The sequence below is a fragment of the Geobacillus genomosp. 3 genome (assembly GCF_000445995.2).
In the GTDB taxonomy this organism is placed as follows: domain Bacteria; phylum Bacillota; class Bacilli; order Bacillales; family Anoxybacillaceae; genus Geobacillus.
Map to the genome: position 1 here is coordinate 3,133,126 of NC_022080.4, position 22,288 is coordinate 3,155,413.

The window sequence follows — 22,288 nt, forward strand, 5'->3', positions numbered from 1 at the left end:
CTCCGCCTGATGACGAGACCGAACGAGGGAATGTTGGCGCAAAGACGCCCGGAGACATGGGAGGGTTCGTCCTCATCAGCGATGCGGAGATCCAAGGGTGCATCGAATACACTTCCTCCCACGTCAGGAAAATGGATCCAGGCGTGGCCGCGAAGCGCACCCTAGGTCTGTAAGATATCCACAAAATTGAAAAAGGATGTAAGGGATTTTGTCGAAAAATATTTTTTCGGCACCCCTGAGAGGCCGAAAAGCCTTGATATATCAACATTTCTAGAGGGAGGGAGAAAAATGTATCGAAAAGAATTTTACGTCTTTGACCAAGATCGGCCTGTTCCGACGGTCATTCGAAATTATGAAGAAAAGGACTTTCCCGGCTTAATCCGCATCCAGCAAGAAAGTTTCCCACCGCCATTCCCATCTGAATTATGGTGGAACACGGAACAGCTGAAAAACCATGTTACTCTCTTTCCAGAAGGAGCCTTATGTGTAGAGGTCGATGGTGAAATTGCTGGATCGATGACAGGATTGATTGTTGACTTTGACCCGAATCACCCGGAGCATACATGGGAAGAAATTACCGATAATGGATATATTCGCAACCATAATCCAAATGGAAATACGCTCTATGTAGTCGATATTGGCGTGCGTCCTGCTTATCGCAAATTAGGATTAGGAAAATGGCTAATGTTATCCATGTATGAAGTCGTCGTTCAATTGGGATTAAAACGTCTGTTAGGCGGAGGAAGAATGCCCGGCTATCATAAAAAAGCTGATGAGATGACGGCAGAACAATACCTCGAAGCAGTCGTCAAAGGAGAATTAAAGGACCCTGTTATCACTTTCCTGCTTCGCTGCGGCCGTACCCCTGTTCAAGTGGTGGCTAACTATTTAGAGGATGAAGAGTCTTGTAACTACGCGGCGCTGATGGAATGGAAAAATCCTTTTTATACAACAAAATCTGAACAAGGAGAATGATGAACATGGAATATCGGAGAATTACGAGTATCGAGGACCCTTTGTTTAAAAAAATGCACGAATTGATGCAAGAGGTATTTCCTCCTGAAGAAGTATTAGCATTCGATCTTTGGAAAGAGCCTCTTGAAGATCCGGGAATTCGTGTGTGTGTTGCTGTTCACGAAGGAAATGTCGTAGGTGCGACAGAGTACCGCTATTATGAAGATTTAAATGTCGCAATGACAGACTTCACGATCATTGGCCAAGCAGGACTTGGCATCGGCCGATTTTTAGCGCAAAAGAGGCTAGAAGATTTGAACGCTTGGGCAGCAGCAAACGGAAAGCAGTTATTTGGCATGTTTGCGGAAATTTATGATCCTTATCGGGTGGAACATTATGAATTTGGCGGAATTAAACCGATGGATCCATATGTCCGCCGTGAAGTATTGTCTCATCTTGGTTATAAGCGCCTTGATTTCCCTTATGTTCATCCATCCTGGAACAATGATGGAGAGGCTGTAACAGGACTCGACCTTTGTTTCCTTCCGATGGATGATAACGTAAATGAACTTCCAGCGGAGCTTGTTGTGAAGTTTTTGAAACGTTATTATTCTGTCTTATCAAACAAACCAAAGGCTTGGTATGAAATGGTTGAAAATCTTGAAACCAAAAATACGGTACCTCTTTTAAGCATTTAATGTACTAACGTCATATTCATTTAATTTCAAAAGTCCAAATTCAAAAAACTAAAAAATCCTTTATCAATTCAAATAGTGACAGTACACTTTGTTTATAAAAAGTACCGTGTTAAAATTCTTTCTATAAATGTATCATAGTAGTGAAGGAGGTTGTTCATATGAGCAAAAAAGTATTAATTGTTACAGGAGATGCAGTGGAAGCTTTGGAGATTTATTATCCGTATTACCGTTTGTTAGAGGAAGGTTTTGATGTTACAATCGCTGCTCCAAAGAAAAAGAAACTGCATACAGTTGTCCACGATTTCGCTGATTGGGATACTTTTGTAGAAAAGCCAGGCTATCTCATTGATGCACATGCATCGTTTGCAGAAATCGATCCAACACAGTACGATGCGCTCATTATTCCGGGAGGGCGTGCGCCAGAATACATCCGCCTCGATGAAAACTTGCCAAAAATTGTGCGCCATTTCTTTGAAGCGAACAAACCAGTTGCGGCGATTTGCCATGCTTCACTTGTATTAGAAACCCTTCCTGATATTATGAAAGGGCGCAGCATGACCGCATACATTGCCTGCAAGCCAGGTGTAGAAGCGATTGGCGCCAACTATGTATCTGAGCCAACTCATGTTGACAACAATTTCGTATCTGCTCATGCATGGCCGGATTTACCAGCGTTTATGCGTGAATTTATTAAGTTATTAAACAAGTAACATCGTTTGTTAAGGCGTTCTCCTATGGGAACGCCTTTTTGATTTAAACGACATTAGACACAAAGATTGATGAGCTGTTTTTACTTCTCAATCAGACACGAAGACGTATTCTCATGAAAAGGTAGGACATCTCATACTCCTGAGCGTAACAGGCATGACTCTAATGAAAAGACCGCAAAACGCTTCCTTTAAGAAATGTAAGAAACGCTTTGCGGTCTTTTTGTTCTTTGTTTATTGAGGTGAAAATTCAGTTTGATCAATTACTTGAATTAGTTTAAAATTTTGGTTAGGACTTAAAATGGTGATTAGGACTCCTTACGCTATTCAAGGTTGGCATGTCTTTTAAACATCGTATTGGAGTCCAATCCTTTTTTCTCCATGCATCTTAATATGATCGCATCATAAAACAGCAAGAGGGTTTGCTCAAAAAGCGATCCCATCGGCTGTATCGTTTTGTATCCATTATCTGATTGGTCTTTAGGTGAACCAGGCAACTTGACCGTGATATCAGCCAATTGTCCAATGGTCGATTCAGGGAAAATGGTCACTAACGCTACGGTTGCACCTAAGCTTTTGGCTTTCTCAGCCATGGAAACTAAACTTCTCGTTTCCCCTGAACCCGATCCGATGATCAAAATGTCATCTTGTTCTAGGCTAGGGGTTATGGTTTCGCCTACTACATAGGCTTCTAACCCCATGTGCATCATTCGCATCGCAAAAGATTTGGACATAAATCCAGATCTACCTGCGCCAGCTACGAAAATTTTCTTTGCTTCAAGAATCCCATTTACCAATTTTTCCGCTTCTTCATCAGCGATGAAATCAGCTGTCCGATTTAACTCTTTGATGATTTCACCTAAATATTGTGTAGTCTGCATAATTTCATTCACCTTGTTGGATCATTTTTTTCATTTCAGCAGCTACAGCTCGTTTATCTTTTTGTCCGGTAATACCGCCGCCGACAACGACAAGATCCGGTTTTGCTTTAATGACTTCTGGCAGCGTGTCTAATTTAATGCCGCCGGCGATGGCTGTTTTCGCATTTTTCACAACACGCTTAATTGTGTGAAGTTCTTCAAGAGAATCTTTTCCGACTGCTTGAAGATCGTATCCTGTGTGTACACAAATATAGTCTACACCAAACTCATCCACTTCTTTAGCGCGTTCTTCTAAATTTTTAACACCGATCATGTCAACCAAGATTTTTTTTCCTTGTTTTCTAGCTTCTTCAACGGCCCCCTTGATTGACATATCTTCAGCCACTCCAAGGATCGTGATAATGTCCGCGCCAGCTTCGGATGCTTTCATGACTTCATATGCAGCCGCATCCATGATTTTTAAGTCGGCTAGAACGGTTAAATGAGGGAATGCTTCTTTAATTTCCTTAACAACTCTCAGGCCTTCATTAATAATAACAGGAGTACCGATTTCTACAATATCCACATACTCCTCAACTTCTTTCACAAGCTCTTTTGCTTCGGGAATATTTACAAGATCCAATGCTAATTGTAGTTGCATGAATTCTTACCCCCCTAATAAAAATTGATTGTTTGTTGCACAAGCAAACATATCTTTTCCGCTTGTACAGCAATCAGTATACTATGTATGATTTTCTTTAGAAAGTACGCACTTTATTTTTACATAGTGTTAAAAAGTATACTATTGGATATGATCATTTCATTCTCGGAACACCTGTCTTCCTTTTTCAAAATGTGCCTAACAACATCTGACCGATGCGTATGTCGAAACATGAATTTGAACGTATACCGATAAATTCCCTCCTTTCCTCTTCAACCGTACTAATATGTACTTTCTTTCGCCATTTTGCAATAAATCCTCATTTTTTCAAAGACATTCATTGACTTCACAAAATGACAAAACAGTAGTAAAATTCATATAATCATATAAGAAAGGTGGGAATAAACAATGAAAGAAACGAACCGTTCAATCCCCCGTCCGCTTGTAAGAGCCAATCAATGGTTTATTGTTGTTAGTGTTGTTGCAACATGGCTGTCAGGACAAGAATGGTTGCTTGCTTTTCCATTAGCTGCTGGATTGCTTGGATTATTCTTTGATTTTAATCCTGTTATGCGGTTCGCAAAGTTGTTTTTAAAGAAGCATCCTTCTGAGTACGTCCCAGAAGACGCCGAACAGCAGCAGTTTAATCAAGTCATTGCTGTCATCTGCCTTTCTGCCGGCTTAATAAGTTACTTAGCTGACTGGATGGTCGTTGCCTATATCTTCACAGCGATGGTCGCGTTAGCAGCATTTGTCGCTATCCTCGGATTTTGTATCGGATGTTTTATTCGTTATCAATGGCAACAATACCGCTATAAAAAAGCCTCGAATCATTAGTGTCATACAAAAATAGGGGCTGACCTGATTCCAGTAAAGTGTCATACCCCACAGCTGTGTATTAAATAGACACTTTATGAGTCGGCCCCTCTATATAATTTCTTTCCCTTGAAAACTTCATAATCACCTATGTAGTTGTACGGCTTTTCATATCATAAAAATCGATTGTTGTGTCAATCTGGAGAATATCACTCGCTTTCATCATATCGTATCCCCTCGTAAGGCTAACGAGCACCGTCCATGCCTCTTGGACCAATCGGCTGACAACCTGGTGCATACGCTTCATCAATCGAATATAAATGCCACTTCTTTTTCAATCTGTTAAATAACCCCGATTTCATTGTATAAAATGGAAACACCGTGCTCTTTCCCCTATTTGCGTATAAGTTTTACTATTGGCAAAATCACGTGCCGATCTATGTTTTTCTTTCATATGTTTGCGGTTATTATTCATCGATATGAATCACTCCTGAAAAATCACAAAACAATCGTTTCATGCCTCCGGATAAGTCTTCCGGCTTTTTTAAAACACCTTCATAAAAATTTTACTTTGAATGCCCATTTTCTTTTACATATTTTTGAAATAATGATGTCATTATGATATAAAATTAATATTAAGGCGGGGATGTTTATGAAAGAAACAAAAGCATCGTATATCAATGGGTTTGTCGGGATTGTCCTCATTGCAACTTTATTAGGGGCAGCAGTGTTTAGCTTTTTTCATCAACGGATCGTCGTAGCTGTTATATGCGTAATTTTGGCGGGGATATTCGCAAGCGGCATTACGATTGTTCAGCCAAATCAAGCAAAAGTCGTCACCTTTTTCGGGCGTTATTTAGGCAGCATTCGTGACAGCGGGTTATTTCTTACGGTTCCATTAACGATTCGCCAAACCGTTTCCCTCCGTGTCCGCAACTTTAACAGCAGTACATTAAAAGTGAATGATGTTGAAGGAAATCCAATCGAAATTGCAGCGGTTATCGTATTTAAAGTGATTGATTCTGCCAAAGCCATTTTCGATGTAGAAAATTACGAAAAATTCGTTGAAATTCAAAGCGAGACGGCGATTCGCCATGTCGCAACGAAATATCCTTATGACACATTTGAAAATTATGAGATTACGCTAAGAGGAAATGCCGATGTGATTTCTGAAGTATTAGCGAAAGAATTGCAAGAACGGCTGACGGTTGCCGGTGTGGAAGTAATAGAAGCTCGCCTCAGTCATCTTGCGTACTCTCCTGAAATCGCGAGTGCCATGCTACAGCGGCAGCAAGCTGTGGCGATTTTGGCAGCACGCAAAAAAATCGTCGAAGGTGCCGTTTCCATGGCACAAATGGCGATTGAACAGCTTGAAAAAGAAGGCGTTTTCGAGTTAGATGATGAAAGAAAAGCAAATATGGTTAATAACTTAATGGTCGCCATCGTTTCCGAGCGGGCGACCCAACCGGTCATTAATACCGGAAGTTTATATTGATGGTGTGGAGTCACATGGCAAAAAAGAAAAGTTTTCCATTACGAATCGATCCGGCACTATACGAAATCATTGAACGCTGGGCGCAGGAAGAATTTCGCAGCGTTAACGCGCATATTGAATTTTTGCTGCGCGATGCCGCAAGACGTGAAGGACGGCTGAAAAAAGAAAAAAAGAAAACAGATGAATAAAGTACAACTTCATCAGTGGGGGCTTTCTTCATCCCCCACTGATGTACGTTGAACTTATCGCACTTCTAGCGTCCGTAAGACTCCTACCTGTAGAGGTGGGAGTCTTACGGACAATTAGAACGGGATAAAAATGGGTCAGACCGCACAACCATCATATATAGGACATCACATTGGATAAGAACACTATATATGATGGATTGCTCGTGAGGTCAGACCCTTATATTTTATGCGCTTTAGTAAACGATGCCGTAAAAGAAGGGTTTTCTTTATTTTAAATATTTTAAAATAACATCATAACAAGTATTTTTATAAAACTCATGAAGATGATCCTCATCACACATTAACCACTGAATGAGACATCCATCGATGATCGAGCGAATCATTTTGGAAGCTGTATCCGCCTGAATGTCCGCTGAAAAGGTTCCTTCCTTTTGTCCAAGTGCAACAATGTCGCGTCCGATTTTCCAACAGTTTTCGTAAAACTTGAGATTAATTTGCCGATATTGTGGATTTCGGCTGGCTTGTGCGATAAAGTCAAGATACACTTTATAAAACTTTTTATTCTTTTCTGGATCGATAAACACCGAATGAATGTATGCCTCTAACTTTTCGATCGCCGTTGTTTTCTCGCTAACTGCTTTATGCTCATGTTGATAAATCCGATCCGTCACCCATTCCAGCAAGCTTAAAAAAACATCTTCCTTATTTTCAAAATAATAATTCGTAACCCCTTTGCTTACACCGGCATAATCCGCGATATCTTGCAATGTCACCGTTTCGTATCCTTTATCGGAAACCGCTTGAAAAGCAGCCCTTAAAATTTGCTCTCGCCTTTCTTCTGCCTTTTTCTTCATCCAATCCACCCCTCAAACTTCGATCATAACGACATTATACATGAATTTTTGATAAAAAAATATTTTGACCGGTCAGAATAATTTTGTTATCGTTATAGGTAAGAATATGAAAAAACGAAATGGGGGATGTCAAGTGGACCAATTCAAAGCGCTAGTAGTAAACAAAACGGAGACAGATTTTACGGTGAATGTGAAAACCGTCTCCATGGATGACCTTCCAGAAGGAGATGTTGTCATTAAAGTTGCTTATTCCAGTGTCAACTATAAAGATGGATTAGCATGCATTCCGAATGGAAAAATTGTGAAATCGTATCCATTTATCCCTGGTATCGATCTCGCCGGTATTGTCGCCTCTTCTAAGGATCCGCGCTTTAAAGAAGGAGACGAAGTCATTGCAACGAGCTATGAAATCGGCGTGTCGCATTACGGAGGCTACAGCGAATACGCCCGCATTCCTGGAGATTGGATTGTCCCTCTTCCAAAAGGATTGACATTAAAAGAAGCAATGGCTTTAGGAACGGCAGGGTTTACGGCGGCATTGTCCATCCACCGCTTAGAAGAAAACGGATTATCCCCTGAAAAAGGAAAAGTGCTTGTGACAGGAGCCACTGGCGGAGTCGGAAGCATCGCGGTTTCCATGTTGGCCAAACGAAACTATCACGTTGTTGCAAGTACAGGCAAAGAAAGCGAACACGAATATCTGCGCAAGCTCGGCGCAAAAGAAATCATTTCTCGCGAAGAAGTCTGTCTAGAACAGATCCGCCCGTTAGATAAACAATATTGGGCCGCGGCTGTTGACCCTGTCGGCGGAAGAACTCTCGCCACGATCCTTAGCCGAATCCAATATAACGGCTCCGTAGCTGTCAGCGGGTTAACAGGTGGCGCAGACGTTCCAACAACCGTCTTCCCGTTTATCCTTCGCGGCGTCAACTTACTTGGCATCGATTCTGTCTATTGCCCAATGGAATTGCGAACACAAATTTGGGAACGAATGGCCAGCGACTTAAAACCGAATCAATTACTAGATTTGATTGCACAAGAAATCACGCTTGAACAACTTCCTGAGGCATTATCGAATATTCTTAAAGGAAAACTACGCGGCAGAACGGTTGTAAAACTATATACATGCAACATAAAGAGTTAACTTCTCATCCTGCACACCCTAAGCGTTGCAGCACTTCCTCCGGACGTTCGTGGATGTAGTGGACAAACCGAGCAATGGCCTGGACGATATCGTTTCGATTTTTGTGAAACACATTGGCGATCACGGTGTCTTTCAGCCATTTCCACAAGCGTTCGATCGGGTTCAGTTGCGGAGAATACGGAGGAAGGTAAATAAAGTGAAAACACTGTCCTTCTTCCCGCAAAAACTCCTTGACCATTTTGGCATGGTGAATGCGGGCGTTATCCAACACCAAAACCATGAGACGGTCTAAATAGCGCTGTTTGAGCATTCTCAAGAAATCCAAGAACGTCGCGGCATTGGCAGCGGTCGTTTGATGAAGCACCGTTTCACCATCATGGACGTTGACCGCGCCAAACAGCGATACGTGGGCATGATGGCCAAACGTCGGCACTTGTTTTTGGCGGCCGACTTCCGACCATGTGGACCGCAAGACATGGTAAGAGCGGATATGGGTTTCATCGATGTACAGAAGAACAGCATCTTCTGTCTCCTTGGTGATCAAGTTTTTTTTATCAGATCCATTTGTTTTTCAAATTGTTTTTGCTCATCCAGATTTCCTTTCGCCAGTGTGTACGTCGGTCGTGTCCACGACAGCCCTTTGCGGTGCAGGAGTTTTCGCAGCGCTTCGCGGGAAATGGAAACACCGAATTGCTTTGCGACATAGGATTGCAGGAGTTTGGTGTTCCACGCCGAAGCGACGTCCCAGCCCAGTTCCGCGGGAGTAGTGGTCAACACAAGCTGTTTGATCTTTTCCTGCTGTTCTTCGGTGAGAAACGGCTCCCGCCCGGGGGCGAAATCCCGATGAAGCAGGAGTTCAAGGCCGCCTTCGTTGAACAGCGACACATAATGGGAAACAGTTTGTCGGCACACGTTGACCATGGAGGCCACGTCTTTGCCCAAATAGCCTTCCATGACCAGGCGGACGGCCATCACACGTTGGCGGAGATGGGCGTTTTTGATCTTCCGTTCCTGCTTGCGGAGTTTCCGGGGCGTCCATCCATGGTTGTCGGTGATTTTGAGACGTTTCATGCAGAATTCCGCTCCTTTTCCATGTTTTTCATTAGGAGCAGTATAACCGGAGTGGGCACCGCTTATGCGAAGGTTAACTTTTCAATGAGCATGTATATAGCATAATTCAGTAAGAAAAAATCTATATAAATACAGGTTGATTTTCGGACATATGTAAAACAATTTGAGCACTCTTTTTATCTGACTTAAACTCTTTGTTTATGTCGATTTTTCAATTTGAGCTTATATATAAAAAATTAAAGGGGCTGTCTAAAAAGTCCATTTTAGTTGAAAATCCGCCAAAATTAAAACCCAAAGAATGTTGATTTTACAGCATTCTTTGGGTTTGCTTTTTTTAGATTTCGGGATTAAATACTACTTTTCGGACAGCCCCTCTTTTCATTAGGAAATATTTCACGTCCTTAAAGGATTCGCAAATTGTACATACAAATTAGAAAAAAACTTTCTCCACCTGTGTTATGCTGAATTTACAGTATAAGTCATCATCTAAAAATAGGCATATATCTAGTACAGTGGACAATAGAGGAACATAGTATAGGATTAAGTTTAAAATAACGACAAATGAAAGGAAGTTAAATTATGCATTATTACCCTACACCTTATCAAATGCCTTTTTACCAATCTCAAACAGTTACACCATTTCCACAATACCCACAGTCTGAGATGATGGCGCATCAGCAAATAAAACAACCTTTATATCCGCAGTTAAAAGACCATACACTCAGTATGGTTGCTCCTTTTGTTCAATACGGTTTAAAAGAAGCGCAAACTACATCATTTGCACACGCGCTACAAGAAGTCGCGGCGATGGCTTATTTAATTGGTAGAGGATTTGCCCCACAAACGGCTTATGCAATCGTTGAATCTTGGGAAATAGATGAAATGTTGGTTCATCACCAAAAGTTGTACTTGCACCTGTCATGAAAGTATGTTAGCTGTTTCTAGCCGAACCCGCAATGCAAAACGCTGGATATTTCTGTATCCGTATCCCCGACGTTTCATCAGCTTGATCTTGTTATTTGTTCCCTCCATTTTCCCATTTGAATAAGGGGATAAAATGCACGATATGATTTCGTCTGTTCGTTTGACGAGTGATTTTGCGATGGCGCGAACAGCAGAACAAGGACAAAACAAATACCGATGAACCCAGGCGTTCAAACGACGTTTCGCTTGTCGCTCGTTTTGGATTTTGGATACATAACGAAAATGTTGAAGGGATTGATAGACAGCTTGCAAGGAATCGCTCTCTTTCTGCCACTCCCGCACCGTTTGGCGTTCCTCCTCGGTGAGCTTCTCGGGGCGCTGGGTCAATAAGCGGCAAACATACCGGACATGCCCATGTTTCTTGTTCCCTTTTCCGAAGGATTTGCGGCATCGATCCAACGCTTCCGTAAACAATTGAATCACATGAAAATAATCGACCACATGCTTCGCTTCCGGACACGCCCCTTGAATCGCTTTTTTCATCGCTGGAGCCAAATCGCTCACGACATACTGAACAGAATCAGACACAGGAGCCAACACACGTCCAATGGCTTCCTCGTTCTTTCCTGCTTCAAGGGCATACACTTCTCCCGTTTCGGCATCCATGATCGCCACTCCGTAATCATGCCCTTTTCGAAACGCAAACTCATCGACACAAACTGCCTTTGGTTGGATGTCATTCGATAGGAAGGAAGGGGCATGGGTATAAAACCAACGTTCCACGGTCGTGTAAGGTGTAAACTAGCACATTATTTCAGAATCCCTTTTTCAAATTATTTCAGGCGGATTCTGAAATAATGTGCAAAATTTTTGCGGATTGTTCCGGATTTTGCACATTCTTTCGGAACGTTTGCACGCTCTTTCAGATGAAGATTTCCAGCGCGCCTGATGGACCGATGGAAAATGGAAAAGTGAAAGCACAAAAGAGGCCGATTCGGCCCCTTTCGTGCTAATACCCCATTTCCTCTGCGGCCATGCGCACCACTTCTTCGTCAATGGCGTCCTTTTTCAGCTGATACCCGTATAACAGGCACGTCGTGGCCAACGTGTTGATCACCCGAGGCCATCCCCGCGACTGCAGGGCAATCGCCTCTAACGCCGATGGAGTGAAGATCGGATGCTTCGCCCCGGCCTGTTTCATCCGATGCTCGATGTAGCCCGCCACCTCTTCCCTCTCCAGCGGCCCCATCCGGTATCGCATGATGATCCGTTGGTCGAGAGGGTGGTGCTGATTGAGCCGCAGCTTCCCCTGTAAATGGGGCAGCCCGGCCAAAATCAAGACAAATGGGTTGGTCGAATCCATCTCAAAGTTGAACAAGATGGCGATGTCCTGTAAAAATGCATCCTTTGCTAAATGCATCTCGTCCAAAATGAACACCGGCGTGATCCGTCGTTCATGATACAATCGCTCGATCGCCTGCTGGATTTGGCGGAAGAGATCTACCTTGCGGTACTTCGGTTCCTCTCCTAATCCCAAGGCCAGTCCACGGTAAAAATCCATCACGCCTCCGGTGGATAACGGAAAGTAGACGACATGATACAATGATGGATTCAATGACTCTTTCAGCGCCCGAAGGGCGAACGTCTTGCCCGCCCCCGGCTCTCCGATCAACAGCCCGATCCCCCGGGTTCGTTTCACGTACTCCAGCGCCCGCAACGCTTCCTGAAATGACGCCCCTTGATACGCCTCGGACGGGTCTGTTTCTTTCGCAAACGGCTCCCGCGAAAGGGAGTAAAACGATTTATACACCGTGTTCTCCCTCCTTCGCCGGAATCGCCGCAAACGGGGACCGATGGCGTTTTACATAGGCGTTGTCCTCCAAACGAACCCGAACGGCCTCCGCCACCTTCCTTCCATCTTCGTACACATAGACGCCCCGTTCGTCATAGCGGAGTTCAATCGATTGCCCAATGAACCGGGGCGGCACTTCATACAGCTGCTTGTTCAAGGTGATCGTTCCATCGGCTTTGACCTTGCGGTGCTCCCGCTTCAGAAAAATCGCATCCAGCCAATCGCTATCTTCGATGAACGACACGAGATGCACTTGCGATTGAAACACCTCATGCGGCGTTTTTCCGTCCAGCGAGGCGTGCGGTTTTCGATGATACTCCTCTTCAAGCCACCTCCAAAAGCGCTCGTTCAGCTCTTCGAGCGACTTCGGGGGATCCAACTCCAGCAGCGGATAAAACCGCGTCTGTACGGTGCGGAAGAACCGTTCGATTTTCCCTTTGCTTTGCGGGTCATACGGCTGGGTGTGGATGAGCGTAATTCCCATCTCGGCGCACGCATACTGCAGCACCTCGGATCGATAAATTTTCCCGTTGTCCGAGTAAATGCGCTTCGGCTTCCCGCAACGAAGCACCGCTTCCTTCGTGACGATCCGCAGCCCGTCAAACTTCTCCGAAGGGAAACTATACGTACGGCACAAACCGCGAGCAGTCATCGATATAGGCGATCAAAAACGTTTTCTGGGCTTTCCCATTGACTCGAATCGTTGGTCCATGGGATAAGTCCCCTTGCCAAAGCTCATTGATCTGGTCATACGCAAAGCGCTTTCGCTCCGGCATGGGCAAGATTTCTTTCCCGACAAGGTTGTGTTTTTTCAACAATCGGTATATAGTAAAGTAAGAGGTATGATTTTCTGGGATTTCCCCCTGCTCGATCAGGTGTTCGTAGAACACCGTCACGGGCATGGTGGGATGTTCTTTTCTTAGGGCTAAAATATGATCCTCATCATCGGGCGACAGACGCCTTGAGTGGCCGCGGTCCGAACGGCGCTTCGGCTTTAAGGCGTCAAAGCCCCCTTTTTTGTATCGGGTGCACCAATCGAGGATCGTCTTGGCTGCGATTCGTTTGTCGCCCTGGTGGGGAACATGGTGCACTCGCTCGCTCACCTCTTTCAGATACGTCTTCGGTTCCACCTGCCCATTCACCAACGGAGCGATTAGCCCGTACCGAAACAGGGCAATGTCGTGTCTCATCGACTCATCCATTCGAATCTCCTCCTTGTCTCACTTGGAATCAGGACCGTTCCGGTCCGTCTGCCCTTATCGTACCGGATCGCTTTTTCTCCGTCGATAGGAAAGGTTTGTGGAAACCTCAACTATTTCCAATTTAGGATATGTATGTAAAATCAGGATCCCATTTGATTCGCAAAAGGGTGTCGGAATCCGTCCTCCCACATGTCTCTGATGACCGAATAGAGACCGTGTTTCTCCAACGTCCGGATCCACCAGGAAGCCCGTTCCTTTTCTTTTTTCACGATAGGGCCTATGATCCTCCACCGCCTCGCAAAAAAGCTGTGAAGGCTTGATAGGTTTCGGCAGAACCGTCGGACATAAAAGATGATGCCGTCCTTTGTCGGGAGAAACGGAGCCCGGTTCGTCCCCTCGGTCAATCCCAACTGCTCTTTCACGACTTGCCATATGGCGGACAACGTATACTGAAAATACGGGAGGAGAAAGGAAGGCAGCACACTCACCGTCTTCAAGCATTCCCGACAGCGATACCGGACAATCCAAATGCGATCATCACCATGTGGGGTCAATGCGTTTCGCTCATAGTAACCGTGGCGGTGCAACGGGCGCTTGGCCCGGCAATGCGGACACTTTTTCAGAAGAGGGAAGTCGTTTTCTTTTCCACGCTCTGCATACGTTTGGACGTCAATGCCAAAGTCATGAAATTGAATCACGTCCTCCTCCCCCTCCTCTGAATCGATGGATTTTCTCTTCCGAAATAATTCACAAAAAATTTAGCACATTCTTTCAGAAAAGGGGAGAGGGCTTTCTGAAGGAATGTGCAAAAAAATGGCTCTTTTGTTCCGAAATAAAGTGATAATTTACATTTGTCGATCACTTGGTGGAATCCTTCTCCCCGTTCACGTGCGGCCGAGGAGCCCGGAATCCCTTCCAATTCCACAATGTTTCCGCCGTTTTTCAAGTGGTCGACGATCAATTGCGCCGCCATTTTTCCTCCTGCCACATTGTCAGAAGCGATATGGGTGACCACTTTCCCGCCGTCCGCGCTGCGGTCGACGGGAATGACCGGGATGTTGGCGCTGTTGGCGGATTCAATCGCAGACGTGACAGCGCTTGAGTCCGTCGGGTTGACCAGCAGCACATCAACTTTTTGCCTCATTGACTTCGTTCCTGTTCGGCCAAAAATGATTCCACCTCCTCTCGTCTCGGCATCCCAGCCTGCGCCCCGAGTTTTGTCACGGATAGAGCCGCAGCCGCATTGGCAAATCGGCACGTTTCATGAAGCGGCTTCCCTTCCGCGAGCGCCACGGCAAGCGCCCCGTTAAACGTATCGCCCGCGCCCGTCGTATCCACGACGGGAACGTGGAAACTTGGAATGAGCCGTTCTTGTCCATCTTGCCAAATGCGCACCCCTTTGGCCCCTTCGGTGACAATGAGCTGATCGACAAACGATTCTTCATCCATCTTGTCAAACAAAATGCCCCGTTCATGTTCATTCGGCGTCAAGAAACTCGCCTGCTCGAGCACCACGAGCGGCAGCGGCTGTGCTGGAGCTGGGTTCACGATGACGCGCACGCCGTGGCGATGCGCGATCGAAACGACCCGTTCCACAACGGGAAGCGGGATTTCCAGCTGCAGTAAGCACACATCGCTTTCGGCGATCACGGATTCATATGGATCCAGATCCTCCGGCGTCAGCGCGTGATTCGCCCCCGGGACGACAATGATCCGGTTGTCCCGCTCAGAAATCGTAATGGAAGCAATGCCGGTATGTTCATGTGTAACCGGTTTCACACTATTGACGGAAACGCCTTCATTTTGCAACGAACGGATGAGCTCTTGACCAAACGCATCATCCCCCACCGCGCCAATCATTCGAACGTTGGCGCCGAGGCGGGCGGCGGCCACCGCCTGGTTGGCCCCTTTGCCGCCGGGAGTGGTGAGAAACCGCTCGCCTAAAATCGTCTCTCCCTGGTTTGGAAACCGCGCCGCCACGGTGACCAAGTCCATGTTGATGCTGCCGATCACGGTAATGGTTGGTTTGTTCATGTCAATCCCCTCCTTGATGTCGACTGTCGCACGACCAGTTGAACCGGAAGTTGATAATGGAGTTTCTCAAGCGGCTTTCTCTCAATTTGTTTAATTAAAATTCTAGCCGCCATGGCGCCCATTTCGTAAATGGGCTGGGATACAGTCGATAGTTCCGGTGTTGTCATTTCCGTCAGCGGGATGCCGTCATAACCGATAATCGCAATATCTTCAGGAACGCGCAGGCCAGACTGCTGAACCGCTTTCAAAGCACCGACCGCCATCGCATCGTTGCCGGCAAAAATGCCGTCGATCTCCTGCTTGGCCAACGCATCCATCACCGCTTCTTTCGCCTGCTTCAGCTGGTAATTCCCTTGGATGACGAACTGCCGATCTCCCAACCCCAGCGCCTTCATTTCATCTTGATAGCCGCGAAAACGCTCTATGGCGTTAATGACGTGGGTCGGCCCTTGAATATGGGCAATCCGCCGGCAGCCTATTTCATACAAATGACGCGTCGCTAAACGAGCTCCCCCGTAATTATCCGCAACCACCGATGGGTAACGTTCATGGAGCGGACGGTCGAGCACGACAATCGGAACATCCCATTCCTCGACTTCTTCCGGCGCGAACTGGTTCGTGGTCAAAATGACGCCATCTACGTATTTTTGCTTCAACACCTCGATATATTCCCGTTCTTTTTCCGCTTTCTCATCAGAATTGCATAGAATGACCGTATAGTCATAAATATTCATCACATCTTCCACCGCGCGAACGAGCTCGGGAAAGAACGGGTTCGTAATATCCGGGACAATCAATCCGACCGTTTTGGACGTTTTTTTGAACAACGCCCGCGCTACTTCATTCGGCTTATAATTGAGTTCCTCCATCGCCTGTCTGACTCGTTTTTCCGTTTCTTCGTTAACATATCCGTTTTGATTTAACACCCGCGAAACGGTGGCGACGGATACACCTGCTCGCTTTGCTACATCACGAATCGTTGCCATGTTCGATTCCTTCTTTTCTATCTATGTGTAACCGGTTACACATAGTATATCTTATTTTTTGCACGCCATCAAGTTTTTTTTTGCCTCGATCTTCCACCATGTATCCGCTCGTTTCCATAGGGGCCATGTTGTGATTTCCCTAGATCACGGTTATAATAAGATATAGGAAAGCATAGGATAAAAAACAGGACATTGACAACTGTCAATGCCCTAACCAACACGCACGGCTGCTGCAAGAAGTGCAGTGGCCCGGAAGCAGGCAGAAGTAACCCACCCTCACCTAGGCCGAGCAGGGTGGGTTACTTTTCTTTTGATACCGCAATGACTGCTACGATCAGCGACGCAAACGAAATCATTAACGACAACGCCTCCGCAACAGTCATCATCCAGCAGCACCCCCTTTCATCAAGGGAGTTGCCACTGCCCACCCTGCATGAAACCGTGCATCTTTATTCTATCATTTCTGTTCCTAGCAACCAATACATCTTGGAAAATTTAGGACGACCGGTCATGGCCCAACGTCCCTCTGCAAACTTCTTACTTTTCCCTCCACCGTTCGCCCGCTTCATCCGCCCGTTTCGCCGCCACCATCATGCTCATGATGACAAGCATGACGAACGAGCCGACAAACATTCCGGCGATAAACGCGACCATGGCTTCTCTCCCTTTTCTCGTAAACTCATTTTCTATTCTTTCCTTCTTCCCCTCGGCCTATACGTCGGGAGAGCTTGTGTTTTATTATACGCCGCGTTTCACCGCCTGATGCTTTTTCCTGAGCCAACGGCGGCAGCCCCATACTACCAAAAGCGCGATCAGCGCCCCACACGAGTCAATGGCCACATCTTTCGGCGTCGCCGTCCGCCCCGGTTCAAACGATTGGTGCCACTCGTCGGTTGCCGCATAAGCGGTCGCAAACAGCCAAGCGCCCGCATACGCCAACCGCTTGGGCGAGAGCGCCCGCCATACGAGCGCGGCCAAAATGCCAAACTCGGTCAAATGCGCCGCTTTGCGGATCAAAACGTTCAGCCATGACGGCCCCTCTTCATCCCCGCCGCCAAACGGCCAATACGAGAGAATCACCTGCAGCACGTGAGCCGTATTCGCTCCGGTGAACAAGGAAGACTCGCTAAACGTGTAAATGACGAGACACCAAAGAATGACGGGGAGCCAGCAGGAAAGGAACTCTCTCATCGTTTCACCTGCCAACAACCGTTTTGCCGACCAAACAAAGCACCTAAACAACAAACGAAAGCGGGCGCCTTGTTCGTTCAACCCTTTACCATCATAACAGGGATGGCCGGTGGTTTCCATTCCCTTTGACGAACATTTTCTACAGTTTACACTCGTCCCCATCAAGGGAAGTTCGTTGGGAGAAAAGTCTGTACTCTTCCCTATCGATCGTGCTTGATTTTTTGTGCACGCCTTTATGGCCTGACTGTATCTCATCCCTAGCAACCACGGTCAAATGCCTGGCAGTCTTTCACTATATATGAAAAAGGAGGCCGCCTTCACTCGCGCCTCCTTTTTTGCTATACCTAATCCATTCCACTTCGCCAGCATCCTAATGAGCGGCGGAAAGCGAAACCTTCCTACACGGCTTTTCTCTCGGCGCCCGCACGAACCGAACGCGTCGGAATCAAGCTGACTACGAGCGTCACAACCGTATTGACAATCAGTGCGATAATGCCGACATTCAAATCTTGCACCACTTGCGGCAATGACGGGAATAACGTGCCGACGCTGCTGCCGGACAGCGTAATATACGCCACTGTAGCCACGCCTGCTACAATTCCGGCAAATGCCCCTTGCTTCGTGACAACATTTTGCTTCGTTAAACTTAGCACGAAAGAAGGGAACAACTGGGTTACAAGACTATATCCCATCAAAAGCAACGCCACGATCGTATCGCCGCCCCGGAACGTAAAGTACAAGGAAATGAGGGCAATAACGGGAACAAGATATTTCGCCAACTTGGCGACTTGCTCATCGGTAGCGGATGGTACAAACACTTGATACACATTCTTCACAAGTAACGTCGATGCGCTCATCAAAATCATCGACCCTGGAACCATGGCGGTGAGCAGCCCGGCGGCGCCAATCAACCCGACGACCCACGGGTCAAACGTTTGAATGGACAATTTTAATAAAGCCAAATCCGCATCCGACCCTTCGAGCCCCGGCACTTGCAAAATGGCAGCAAAGCCAACGAAAAAGACAAACAATAAAACCAACTGATAAATCGGCAAAACAATGGCATTTTTCCGAAAAACATTGGCGCTTTTCGCCGAATAAATGGATCCAAACGTATGAGGCCACATATAGAATCCAAGTGCCGTCAGCAACACCGTTGAAATGAACCACGAAGCACTCATGCCTTTGTCTGGCAACGCTAAAAACCCGGGCTTCACTTGTTCAACCGTCTCAAACATCGGCTGGATTCCCCCATAATAGTGGAACGGCAGATAAATCCCTAAAAAGACGGCCACGACTAAAATCATAATGTCTTTCACCACTGCTGTCCATGCTGAACCGTGAATACCCGAAATCATTACGTAGACCGTTACGGCCAACACCCCGATCCAAATGGCAGCGGTCGGAGAAATCGTGCCGTAGGAAGCTTGGGAAACGATGATACCGAGCCCTTTCAGTTGCAACACCAAATACGGAATGAGCGCCACAACCCCTACAAGCGCCACGAGGACACCGAGCATCGGGCTGTCGTACTTTCGGGCGAAGAAGTCGGATTGGGACATCAACCGATGTTCTTTCGCATATTTCCATACTTTCGGCAACATCCAATACGATAACACATAGGCTAGGCAGCCGTAGGCGATAATGTAAAATGTCGGCCCGCCTTTTCCATAGGCCCAACCGCTTCCGCCAAGGAATGTAAACGTCGTATAAATCTCACCGGCCATCAAGAGAAATACAAAGATCGTGCCAAATCCGCGGCCGCCGACCGTCCATTGCTCCAAGTTCATGTCTTTCCCTTTGCGCGCTTGCAGCCCTAAATAAAGAGAAAACAACAAGAAAGCAAAAATAATGACTAATGCTGCATTCATGTTTGCTCGTCCTCCTTCACCGCGGGGTCAAAGCGATAAACAATCGCCATAATGATCGAGGTGATGATCACCCAAGCCACTAGCCAAAACAGAAGCAACGGCATGCCAAACACATACGGAGTCACTTGATTCACAAATGGAACGCCGCCAAGCATGCCGATAAACGGCAACACCATCAGCCAACGAATGTTTTTCAATTTCCTTTCTCCCCTTTCCCTTTTCTCTAGCATAGGTGGAAAGCGGAAGCGCCTTACTCCGCTTCCGCCAACAGTTTCAACGTCGCGCCGACAAACATTTGCACACCCATCTCGAGCGCGTCTTCGTCAATCGTAAAGCGCGGGTGGTGGTGCGGGTAAATAATGCCCTTTTCTTCGTTTCTAGCGCCGACGTAGAAAAAGCTGCCCGGCGCTTTTTGCAGGAACGCCGAGAAGTCCTCGCCGCCCATGTTTGGCTTGAGACGGGCGACGGCTTCCTCGCCGAACAGTTCGCGCGTCGTTTCTTCGATGACGCGGGTCACTTCGTCGTAGTTGATGACCGGGCGATAGCCGTAGTCAAATCGGAACTCGTACGAGGCGCCGTGCGCTTCGGTAATGCCTTTGACAATGCGCTCCATCCATTGTGGCACTGTCTGGCGCAGCTTGGCATCGAACGTGCGCACAGTTCCTTGGATTTCGACTTCCCCTGGCAAGACGTTATGCGCCGTCCCCGCGACAAACTGTGTGACGGATACGACGAGCGGCTCAATCGGGTCAACATAGCGTGAGACGATATGTTGCAAGTTTGTCACGACTTGGGCGCCGATGGCGATCGCATCGATCGTTTGGTGCGGCATCGCCCCGTGGCCGCCTTTGCCGATGATGCGGATGAAAAAGCGGTCGGGTGCGGCCATCATCGGTCCGTACACAATGCCGACTTTGCCGCGCTCAAGCGGCGACCAAAGGTGGGTGCCGATGACGACGTCCACTCCGTCCATGACGCCGGCTTGCACCATCTCTTCCGCCCCGCCGGGGAACAGTTCTTCCGCATGTTGGAACAAAAAGCGGATTTCGCCGCGGAGTTGATCACGCAACTGGGCAAAAATTTTCGCCGTCCCCAAAAGCATCGCCGTATGGCCGTCATGGCCGCACGCATGCATGACGCCCGGAGTTTTCGAAGCAAATTCAAACGTGTTTTCCTCTTGAATCGGCAATGCGTCCATATCCGCGCGAATGGCAACGACCCGGCCTGGCTGTCGGCCGACAAGGCGCGCCATCACGCTCGTTTTCGTCGGGCGGGTTATCTCGAGACCGCCGAACGATTGCAGCGTCTCGTACACAAACTGCGCCGTTTTCTCCTCTTGGAACGACAATTCGGGATGGGCGTGCAAGTAGCGGCGCCAAGCGATGACGTCCGCTTTCACTTCATCGACGAGCCGTTTGATTTCTTCCTTTGTCATCACGTTTCCCCCTGTTCATGTTTTCGTTATTCCCCTCGAGCCAGCTGCTGCACCGTATGGTAAAGGACGGACGCTCCAGCAGCGCAATCTTCCTTCGTGCTCCACTCCGCCGGATTATGACTCACCCCATCTTGGGAGCGGACAAAGATCATGCCGATCGGACAAAGGGGGGCGAGCTGCACCCCATCATGAGCCGCACCGCTCGGCAGCCAAAACGGCGGATAGCCAAGCTTTCGGCACGCCGCTTCGGCGGCATGCTTCACTTCATCTGAACATAGCACTGGCGGCATGTCTTGCAGCAGCTCGGTTGTGACACGGACATTCCGTTCCTTCGCGATCGCTTGCGCCCGCTCGGCTATCACTCCCCATACCCGATCGCGAACTTCCGCCTGCAAGTCGCGCAAATCGAGCACAAATTCGACCCGCTCGGGAATGACGTTAATGCCGCCTGGAAACACATGAAGCTGTCCGACCGTTCCGACCGTTGTCCCCGTCCGCCTTGCTTCCTCTTCAATGACCGCCATGATTTGCGCGGCGGCGGCCATCGGGTCGCGCCGCAACGACATCGGCGTCGCACCGGCATGTTCCGCCTTTCCTTCAACGGTGAATTTCACCCAAACGAGCCCGGCGATGCCGGTGACAATGCCGACGGGAAGACCGGCCTCCTCGAGCACCCGGCCTTGTTCGATATGCAGTTCGACATACGCTTTGATCGTTCCAGGTTTTCGCGCTGCCTGCGGCAAGCGGTCGGGATCAAACCCCGCCCGCTTCAGCGCTTCGGCAACGGAGACCCCTTCCACGTCGCGATAGTCGAGCGCTTCTGGCGGCAGCGTCCCGGCCATCGCGCGGCTGCCGATCATGCCGAAACGAAAGCGCGCCCCTTCTTCATCGGTAAACGCCACGACTTCAATCGGGTGATGCGTCCTGACTCCTTGCTCATTCATCGTCTGCACCACTTCGATGCCAGCCAGCACCCCGAGCGGGCCGTCAAAGCGGCCGCCATTGTAGACCGAATCAATATGTGAACCAATGAGCATAACTGGCGCGTCGGGATTCATGCCTTCTTTCCGTCCGATCAAGTTGCCTGCCGCGTCTTCATATACAGCGAGCCCCGCTTCGCGCATGTAGGAAGCGACCAACTCTTTCGCTTGCCGTTCTTCAGCGGTGAACGAAAGCCGCGTCACACCGCCGCCCGGTTGCTTCCCAATTTCCCCTAATTCCATGATCCGTTGCCAAAGACGTTCTCCTTGAACCAATCCGCTCCCCTCTTTCTCTCGGACAATTTACGGATGAATTTCGGCTATGTCCTTAATTATAACGCACTCTACTAAATTTTCAAATAGTA

At 47.6% G+C, this 22,288-nt stretch carries 24 protein-coding genes and 3 pseudogenes; 8 read left to right on the plus strand and 19 right to left on the minus strand.

Going from position 1 to position 22,288, the window contains the following annotated elements:
• Positions 1-288 precede the first annotated feature (288 nt).
• The 3 genes from M493_RS15675 (at position 289) to M493_RS15685 (ending at position 2,362) form a co-directional block, all read left to right on the plus strand.
• Positions 289-975, plus strand: a complete 687-nt coding sequence (locus M493_RS15675; protein WP_020961361.1) for a GNAT family N-acetyltransferase — start codon at positions 289-291, stop codon at positions 973-975.
• Positions 976-980: 5 nt separating this feature from the next.
• A complete protein-coding gene (locus M493_RS15680) occupies positions 981-1,652 on the plus strand; it encodes a hypothetical protein (RefSeq protein WP_020961362.1) in 672 nt (223 codons plus the stop codon).
• Between the two features lie 158 nt (positions 1,653-1,810).
• Positions 1,811-2,362, plus strand: a complete 552-nt coding sequence (locus M493_RS15685; RefSeq protein ID WP_020961363.1) for a DJ-1/PfpI family protein — start codon at positions 1,811-1,813, stop codon at positions 2,360-2,362.
• A gap of 320 nt (positions 2,363-2,682) precedes the next feature.
• Here M493_RS15685 and hxlB read toward each other — a convergent pair whose 3' ends face one another.
• The gene (gene hxlB / locus M493_RS15690; RefSeq protein WP_020961364.1) at positions 2,683-3,240 is read right to left on the minus strand and encodes a 6-phospho-3-hexuloisomerase; all 558 of its coding nucleotides are present in this window, start codon (positions 3,238-3,240) and stop codon (positions 2,683-2,685) included.
• A gap of 4 nt (positions 3,241-3,244) precedes the next feature.
• Entirely contained in the window at positions 3,245-3,880 is a 636-nt protein-coding gene (hxlA, locus tag M493_RS15695) for a 3-hexulose-6-phosphate synthase (protein ID WP_020961365.1), read from the minus strand.
• 408 nt (positions 3,881-4,288) lie between these two features.
• Between hxlA and M493_RS15700 the strand changes: the two genes are divergently transcribed.
• The 3 genes from M493_RS15700 (at position 4,289) to M493_RS17885 (ending at position 6,379) form a co-directional block, all read left to right on the plus strand.
• Entirely contained in the window at positions 4,289-4,717 is a 429-nt protein-coding gene (locus tag M493_RS15700) for a DUF4395 domain-containing protein (protein WP_020961366.1), read from the plus strand.
• Between the two features lie 631 nt (positions 4,718-5,348).
• Positions 5,349-6,191, plus strand: coding sequence for an SPFH domain-containing protein (locus M493_RS15705; protein WP_020961367.1), 843 nt, complete (start codon positions 5,349-5,351; stop codon positions 6,189-6,191).
• Positions 6,192-6,205: 14 nt separating this feature from the next.
• Positions 6,206-6,379 (plus strand): hypothetical protein, encoded by a 174-nt coding sequence (locus M493_RS17885; protein WP_020961368.1) that lies wholly within the window; start codon positions 6,206-6,208, stop codon positions 6,377-6,379.
• A 266-nt stretch (positions 6,380-6,645) separates the two neighbouring features.
• Here M493_RS17885 and M493_RS15715 read toward each other — a convergent pair whose 3' ends face one another.
• On the minus strand, positions 6,646-7,233 hold the full coding sequence (locus M493_RS15715) for a TetR/AcrR family transcriptional regulator (protein ID WP_020961369.1): 588 nt from the start codon (positions 7,231-7,233) through the stop codon (positions 6,646-6,648).
• Between the two features lie 133 nt (positions 7,234-7,366).
• Here M493_RS15715 and M493_RS15720 point away from each other — a divergent pair, with 133 nt between their 5' ends.
• A complete protein-coding gene (locus tag M493_RS15720; protein ID WP_020961370.1) occupies positions 7,367-8,377 on the plus strand; it encodes an NADPH:quinone oxidoreductase family protein in 1,011 nt (336 codons plus the stop codon).
• A gap of 4 nt (positions 8,378-8,381) precedes the next feature.
• On the opposite strand, the gene M493_RS18750 is transcribed toward M493_RS15720, so the two are convergent.
• Both M493_RS18750 and M493_RS18755 read right to left on the minus strand, forming a co-directional pair.
• Entirely contained in the window at positions 8,382-8,921 is a 540-nt protein-coding gene (locus M493_RS18750; RefSeq protein ID WP_020961371.1) for an IS630 family transposase, read from the minus strand.
• Positions 8,918-9,448 (minus strand): helix-turn-helix domain-containing protein, encoded by a 531-nt coding sequence (locus M493_RS18755; RefSeq protein ID WP_020279734.1) that lies wholly within the window; start codon positions 9,446-9,448, stop codon positions 8,918-8,920. Before M493_RS18755 ends, M493_RS18750 begins: the two co-directional genes overlap by 4 nt.
• 579 nt (positions 9,449-10,027) lie before the next feature.
• Here M493_RS18755 and M493_RS15735 point away from each other — a divergent pair.
• Positions 10,028-10,372 carry a hypothetical protein gene (locus tag M493_RS15735; RefSeq protein ID WP_020961372.1) on the plus strand — a complete coding sequence of 115 codons (345 nt, stop codon included), beginning with the start codon at positions 10,028-10,030 and terminating at the stop codon, positions 10,370-10,372.
• On the opposite strand, the pseudogene M493_RS15740 reads toward M493_RS15735, so the two are convergent.
• The 14 genes and pseudogenes from M493_RS15740 to M493_RS15800 all read right to left on the minus strand — a co-directional run.
• Positions 10,367-11,167, minus strand: a pseudogene (locus M493_RS15740) (ISL3 family transposase); the annotation flags it as partial. The gene M493_RS15735 and the pseudogene M493_RS15740 overlap by 6 nt on opposite strands.
• Positions 11,168-11,381: 214 nt before the next feature.
• Positions 11,382-12,182 (minus strand): ExeA family protein, encoded by an 801-nt coding sequence (locus tag M493_RS15745; protein ID WP_020961374.1) that lies wholly within the window; start codon positions 12,180-12,182, stop codon positions 11,382-11,384.
• Positions 12,175-13,426 (minus strand): annotated as a pseudogene (locus M493_RS15750) (IS481 family transposase). Before M493_RS15750 ends, M493_RS15745 begins: the two are co-directional and overlap by 8 nt.
• A gap of 140 nt (positions 13,427-13,566) precedes the next feature.
• On the minus strand, positions 13,567-14,124 hold the full coding sequence (locus M493_RS18905; RefSeq protein WP_015374194.1) for a DUF6431 domain-containing protein: 558 nt from the start codon (positions 14,122-14,124) through the stop codon (positions 13,567-13,569).
• A 152-nt stretch (positions 14,125-14,276) separates the two neighbouring features.
• Positions 14,277-14,570: pseudogene (locus tag M493_RS15760) on the minus strand (substrate-binding domain-containing protein); the annotation flags it as partial.
• Positions 14,567-15,460 (minus strand): ribokinase, encoded by an 894-nt coding sequence (rbsK, locus tag M493_RS15765; RefSeq protein ID WP_020961376.1) that lies wholly within the window; start codon positions 15,458-15,460, stop codon positions 14,567-14,569. The pseudogene M493_RS15760 and the gene rbsK, both read right to left, overlap by 4 nt.
• Positions 15,457-16,446, minus strand: a complete 990-nt coding sequence (locus M493_RS15770) for a LacI family DNA-binding transcriptional regulator (RefSeq protein ID WP_020961377.1) — start codon at positions 16,444-16,446, stop codon at positions 15,457-15,459. Before M493_RS15770 ends, rbsK begins: the two co-directional genes overlap by 4 nt.
• A gap of 299 nt (positions 16,447-16,745) precedes the next feature.
• A complete protein-coding gene (locus M493_RS19060) occupies positions 16,746-16,832 on the minus strand; it encodes a putative holin-like toxin (protein WP_335328900.1) in 87 nt (28 codons plus the stop codon).
• Between the two features lie 151 nt (positions 16,833-16,983).
• Complete coding sequence (locus tag M493_RS18910) at positions 16,984-17,100, minus strand: DUF3789 domain-containing protein (RefSeq protein WP_020961378.1); 117 nt, start codon at positions 17,098-17,100, stop codon at positions 16,984-16,986.
• A gap of 84 nt (positions 17,101-17,184) precedes the next feature.
• The gene (locus tag M493_RS15780) at positions 17,185-17,637 is read right to left on the minus strand and encodes a VanZ family protein (RefSeq protein WP_023817784.1); all 453 of its coding nucleotides are present in this window, start codon (positions 17,635-17,637) and stop codon (positions 17,185-17,187) included.
• A gap of 398 nt (positions 17,638-18,035) precedes the next feature.
• Positions 18,036-19,508: a sodium:solute symporter family protein gene (locus M493_RS15785; RefSeq protein ID WP_020961380.1), complete on the minus strand. Its 1,473-nt coding sequence runs from the start codon at positions 19,506-19,508 to the stop codon at positions 18,036-18,038.
• Positions 19,505-19,705 carry a DUF3311 domain-containing protein gene (locus M493_RS15790; protein WP_020961381.1) on the minus strand — a complete coding sequence of 67 codons (201 nt, stop codon included), beginning with the start codon at positions 19,703-19,705 and terminating at the stop codon, positions 19,505-19,507. Before M493_RS15790 ends, M493_RS15785 begins: the two co-directional genes overlap by 4 nt.
• Positions 19,706-19,758: 53 nt before the next feature.
• On the minus strand, positions 19,759-20,943 hold the full coding sequence (locus tag M493_RS15795; protein ID WP_020961382.1) for a M20 family metallopeptidase: 1,185 nt from the start codon (positions 20,941-20,943) through the stop codon (positions 19,759-19,761).
• Positions 20,944-20,969: 26 nt separating this feature from the next.
• On the minus strand, positions 20,970-22,199 hold the full coding sequence (locus M493_RS15800) for a hydantoinase/carbamoylase family amidase (protein WP_041267799.1): 1,230 nt from the start codon (positions 22,197-22,199) through the stop codon (positions 20,970-20,972).
• Positions 22,200-22,288: the final 89 nt, after the last annotated feature.

Excerpts from the sequence above, each read along its gene's own strand:
- M493_RS15735 (WP_020961372.1), top strand. The coding sequence starts at position 10,028 with ATGCATTATTACCCTACACCTTATCAAATGCCTTTTTACCAATCTCAA.
- M493_RS15680 (WP_020961362.1), top strand. The coding sequence starts at position 981 with ATGGAATATCGGAGAATTACGAGTATCGAGGACCCTTTGTTTAAAAAA.
- M493_RS18910 (WP_020961378.1), bottom strand. The coding sequence starts at position 17,100 with ATGGTCGCGTTTATCGCCGGAATGTTTGTCGGCTCGTTCGTCATGCTT.
- M493_RS15705 (WP_020961367.1), top strand. The coding sequence starts at position 5,349 with ATGAAAGAAACAAAAGCATCGTATATCAATGGGTTTGTCGGGATTGTC.
- M493_RS15685 (WP_020961363.1), top strand. The coding sequence starts at position 1,811 with ATGAGCAAAAAAGTATTAATTGTTACAGGAGATGCAGTGGAAGCTTTG.
- M493_RS15780 (WP_023817784.1), bottom strand. The coding sequence starts at position 17,637 with ATGAGAGAGTTCCTTTCCTGCTGGCTCCCCGTCATTCTTTGGTGTCTC.
- M493_RS15795 (WP_020961382.1), bottom strand. The coding sequence starts at position 20,943 with ATGACAAAGGAAGAAATCAAACGGCTCGTCGATGAAGTGAAAGCGGAC.
- M493_RS17885 (WP_020961368.1), top strand. The coding sequence starts at position 6,206 with ATGGCAAAAAAGAAAAGTTTTCCATTACGAATCGATCCGGCACTATAC.
- M493_RS18755 (WP_020279734.1), bottom strand. The coding sequence starts at position 9,448 with ATGAAACGTCTCAAAATCACCGACAACCATGGATGGACGCCCCGGAAA.
- M493_RS15675 (WP_020961361.1), top strand. The coding sequence starts at position 289 with ATGTATCGAAAAGAATTTTACGTCTTTGACCAAGATCGGCCTGTTCCG.
- hxlA (WP_020961365.1), bottom strand. The coding sequence starts at position 3,880 with ATGCAACTACAATTAGCATTGGATCTTGTAAATATTCCCGAAGCAAAA.
- rbsK (WP_020961376.1), bottom strand. The coding sequence starts at position 15,460 with ATGAACAAACCAACCATTACCGTGATCGGCAGCATCAACATGGACTTG.
- M493_RS15715 (WP_020961369.1), bottom strand. The coding sequence starts at position 7,233 with ATGAAGAAAAAGGCAGAAGAAAGGCGAGAGCAAATTTTAAGGGCTGCT.
- hxlB (WP_020961364.1), bottom strand. The coding sequence starts at position 3,240 with ATGCAGACTACACAATATTTAGGTGAAATCATCAAAGAGTTAAATCGG.
- M493_RS15785 (WP_020961380.1), bottom strand. The coding sequence starts at position 19,508 with ATGAATGCAGCATTAGTCATTATTTTTGCTTTCTTGTTGTTTTCTCTT.
- M493_RS15700 (WP_020961366.1), top strand. The coding sequence starts at position 4,289 with ATGAAAGAAACGAACCGTTCAATCCCCCGTCCGCTTGTAAGAGCCAAT.
- M493_RS19060 (WP_335328900.1), bottom strand. The coding sequence starts at position 16,832 with ATGATGACTGTTGCGGAGGCGTTGTCGTTAATGATTTCGTTTGCGTCG.
- M493_RS15770 (WP_020961377.1), bottom strand. The coding sequence starts at position 16,446 with ATGGCAACGATTCGTGATGTAGCAAAGCGAGCAGGTGTATCCGTCGCC.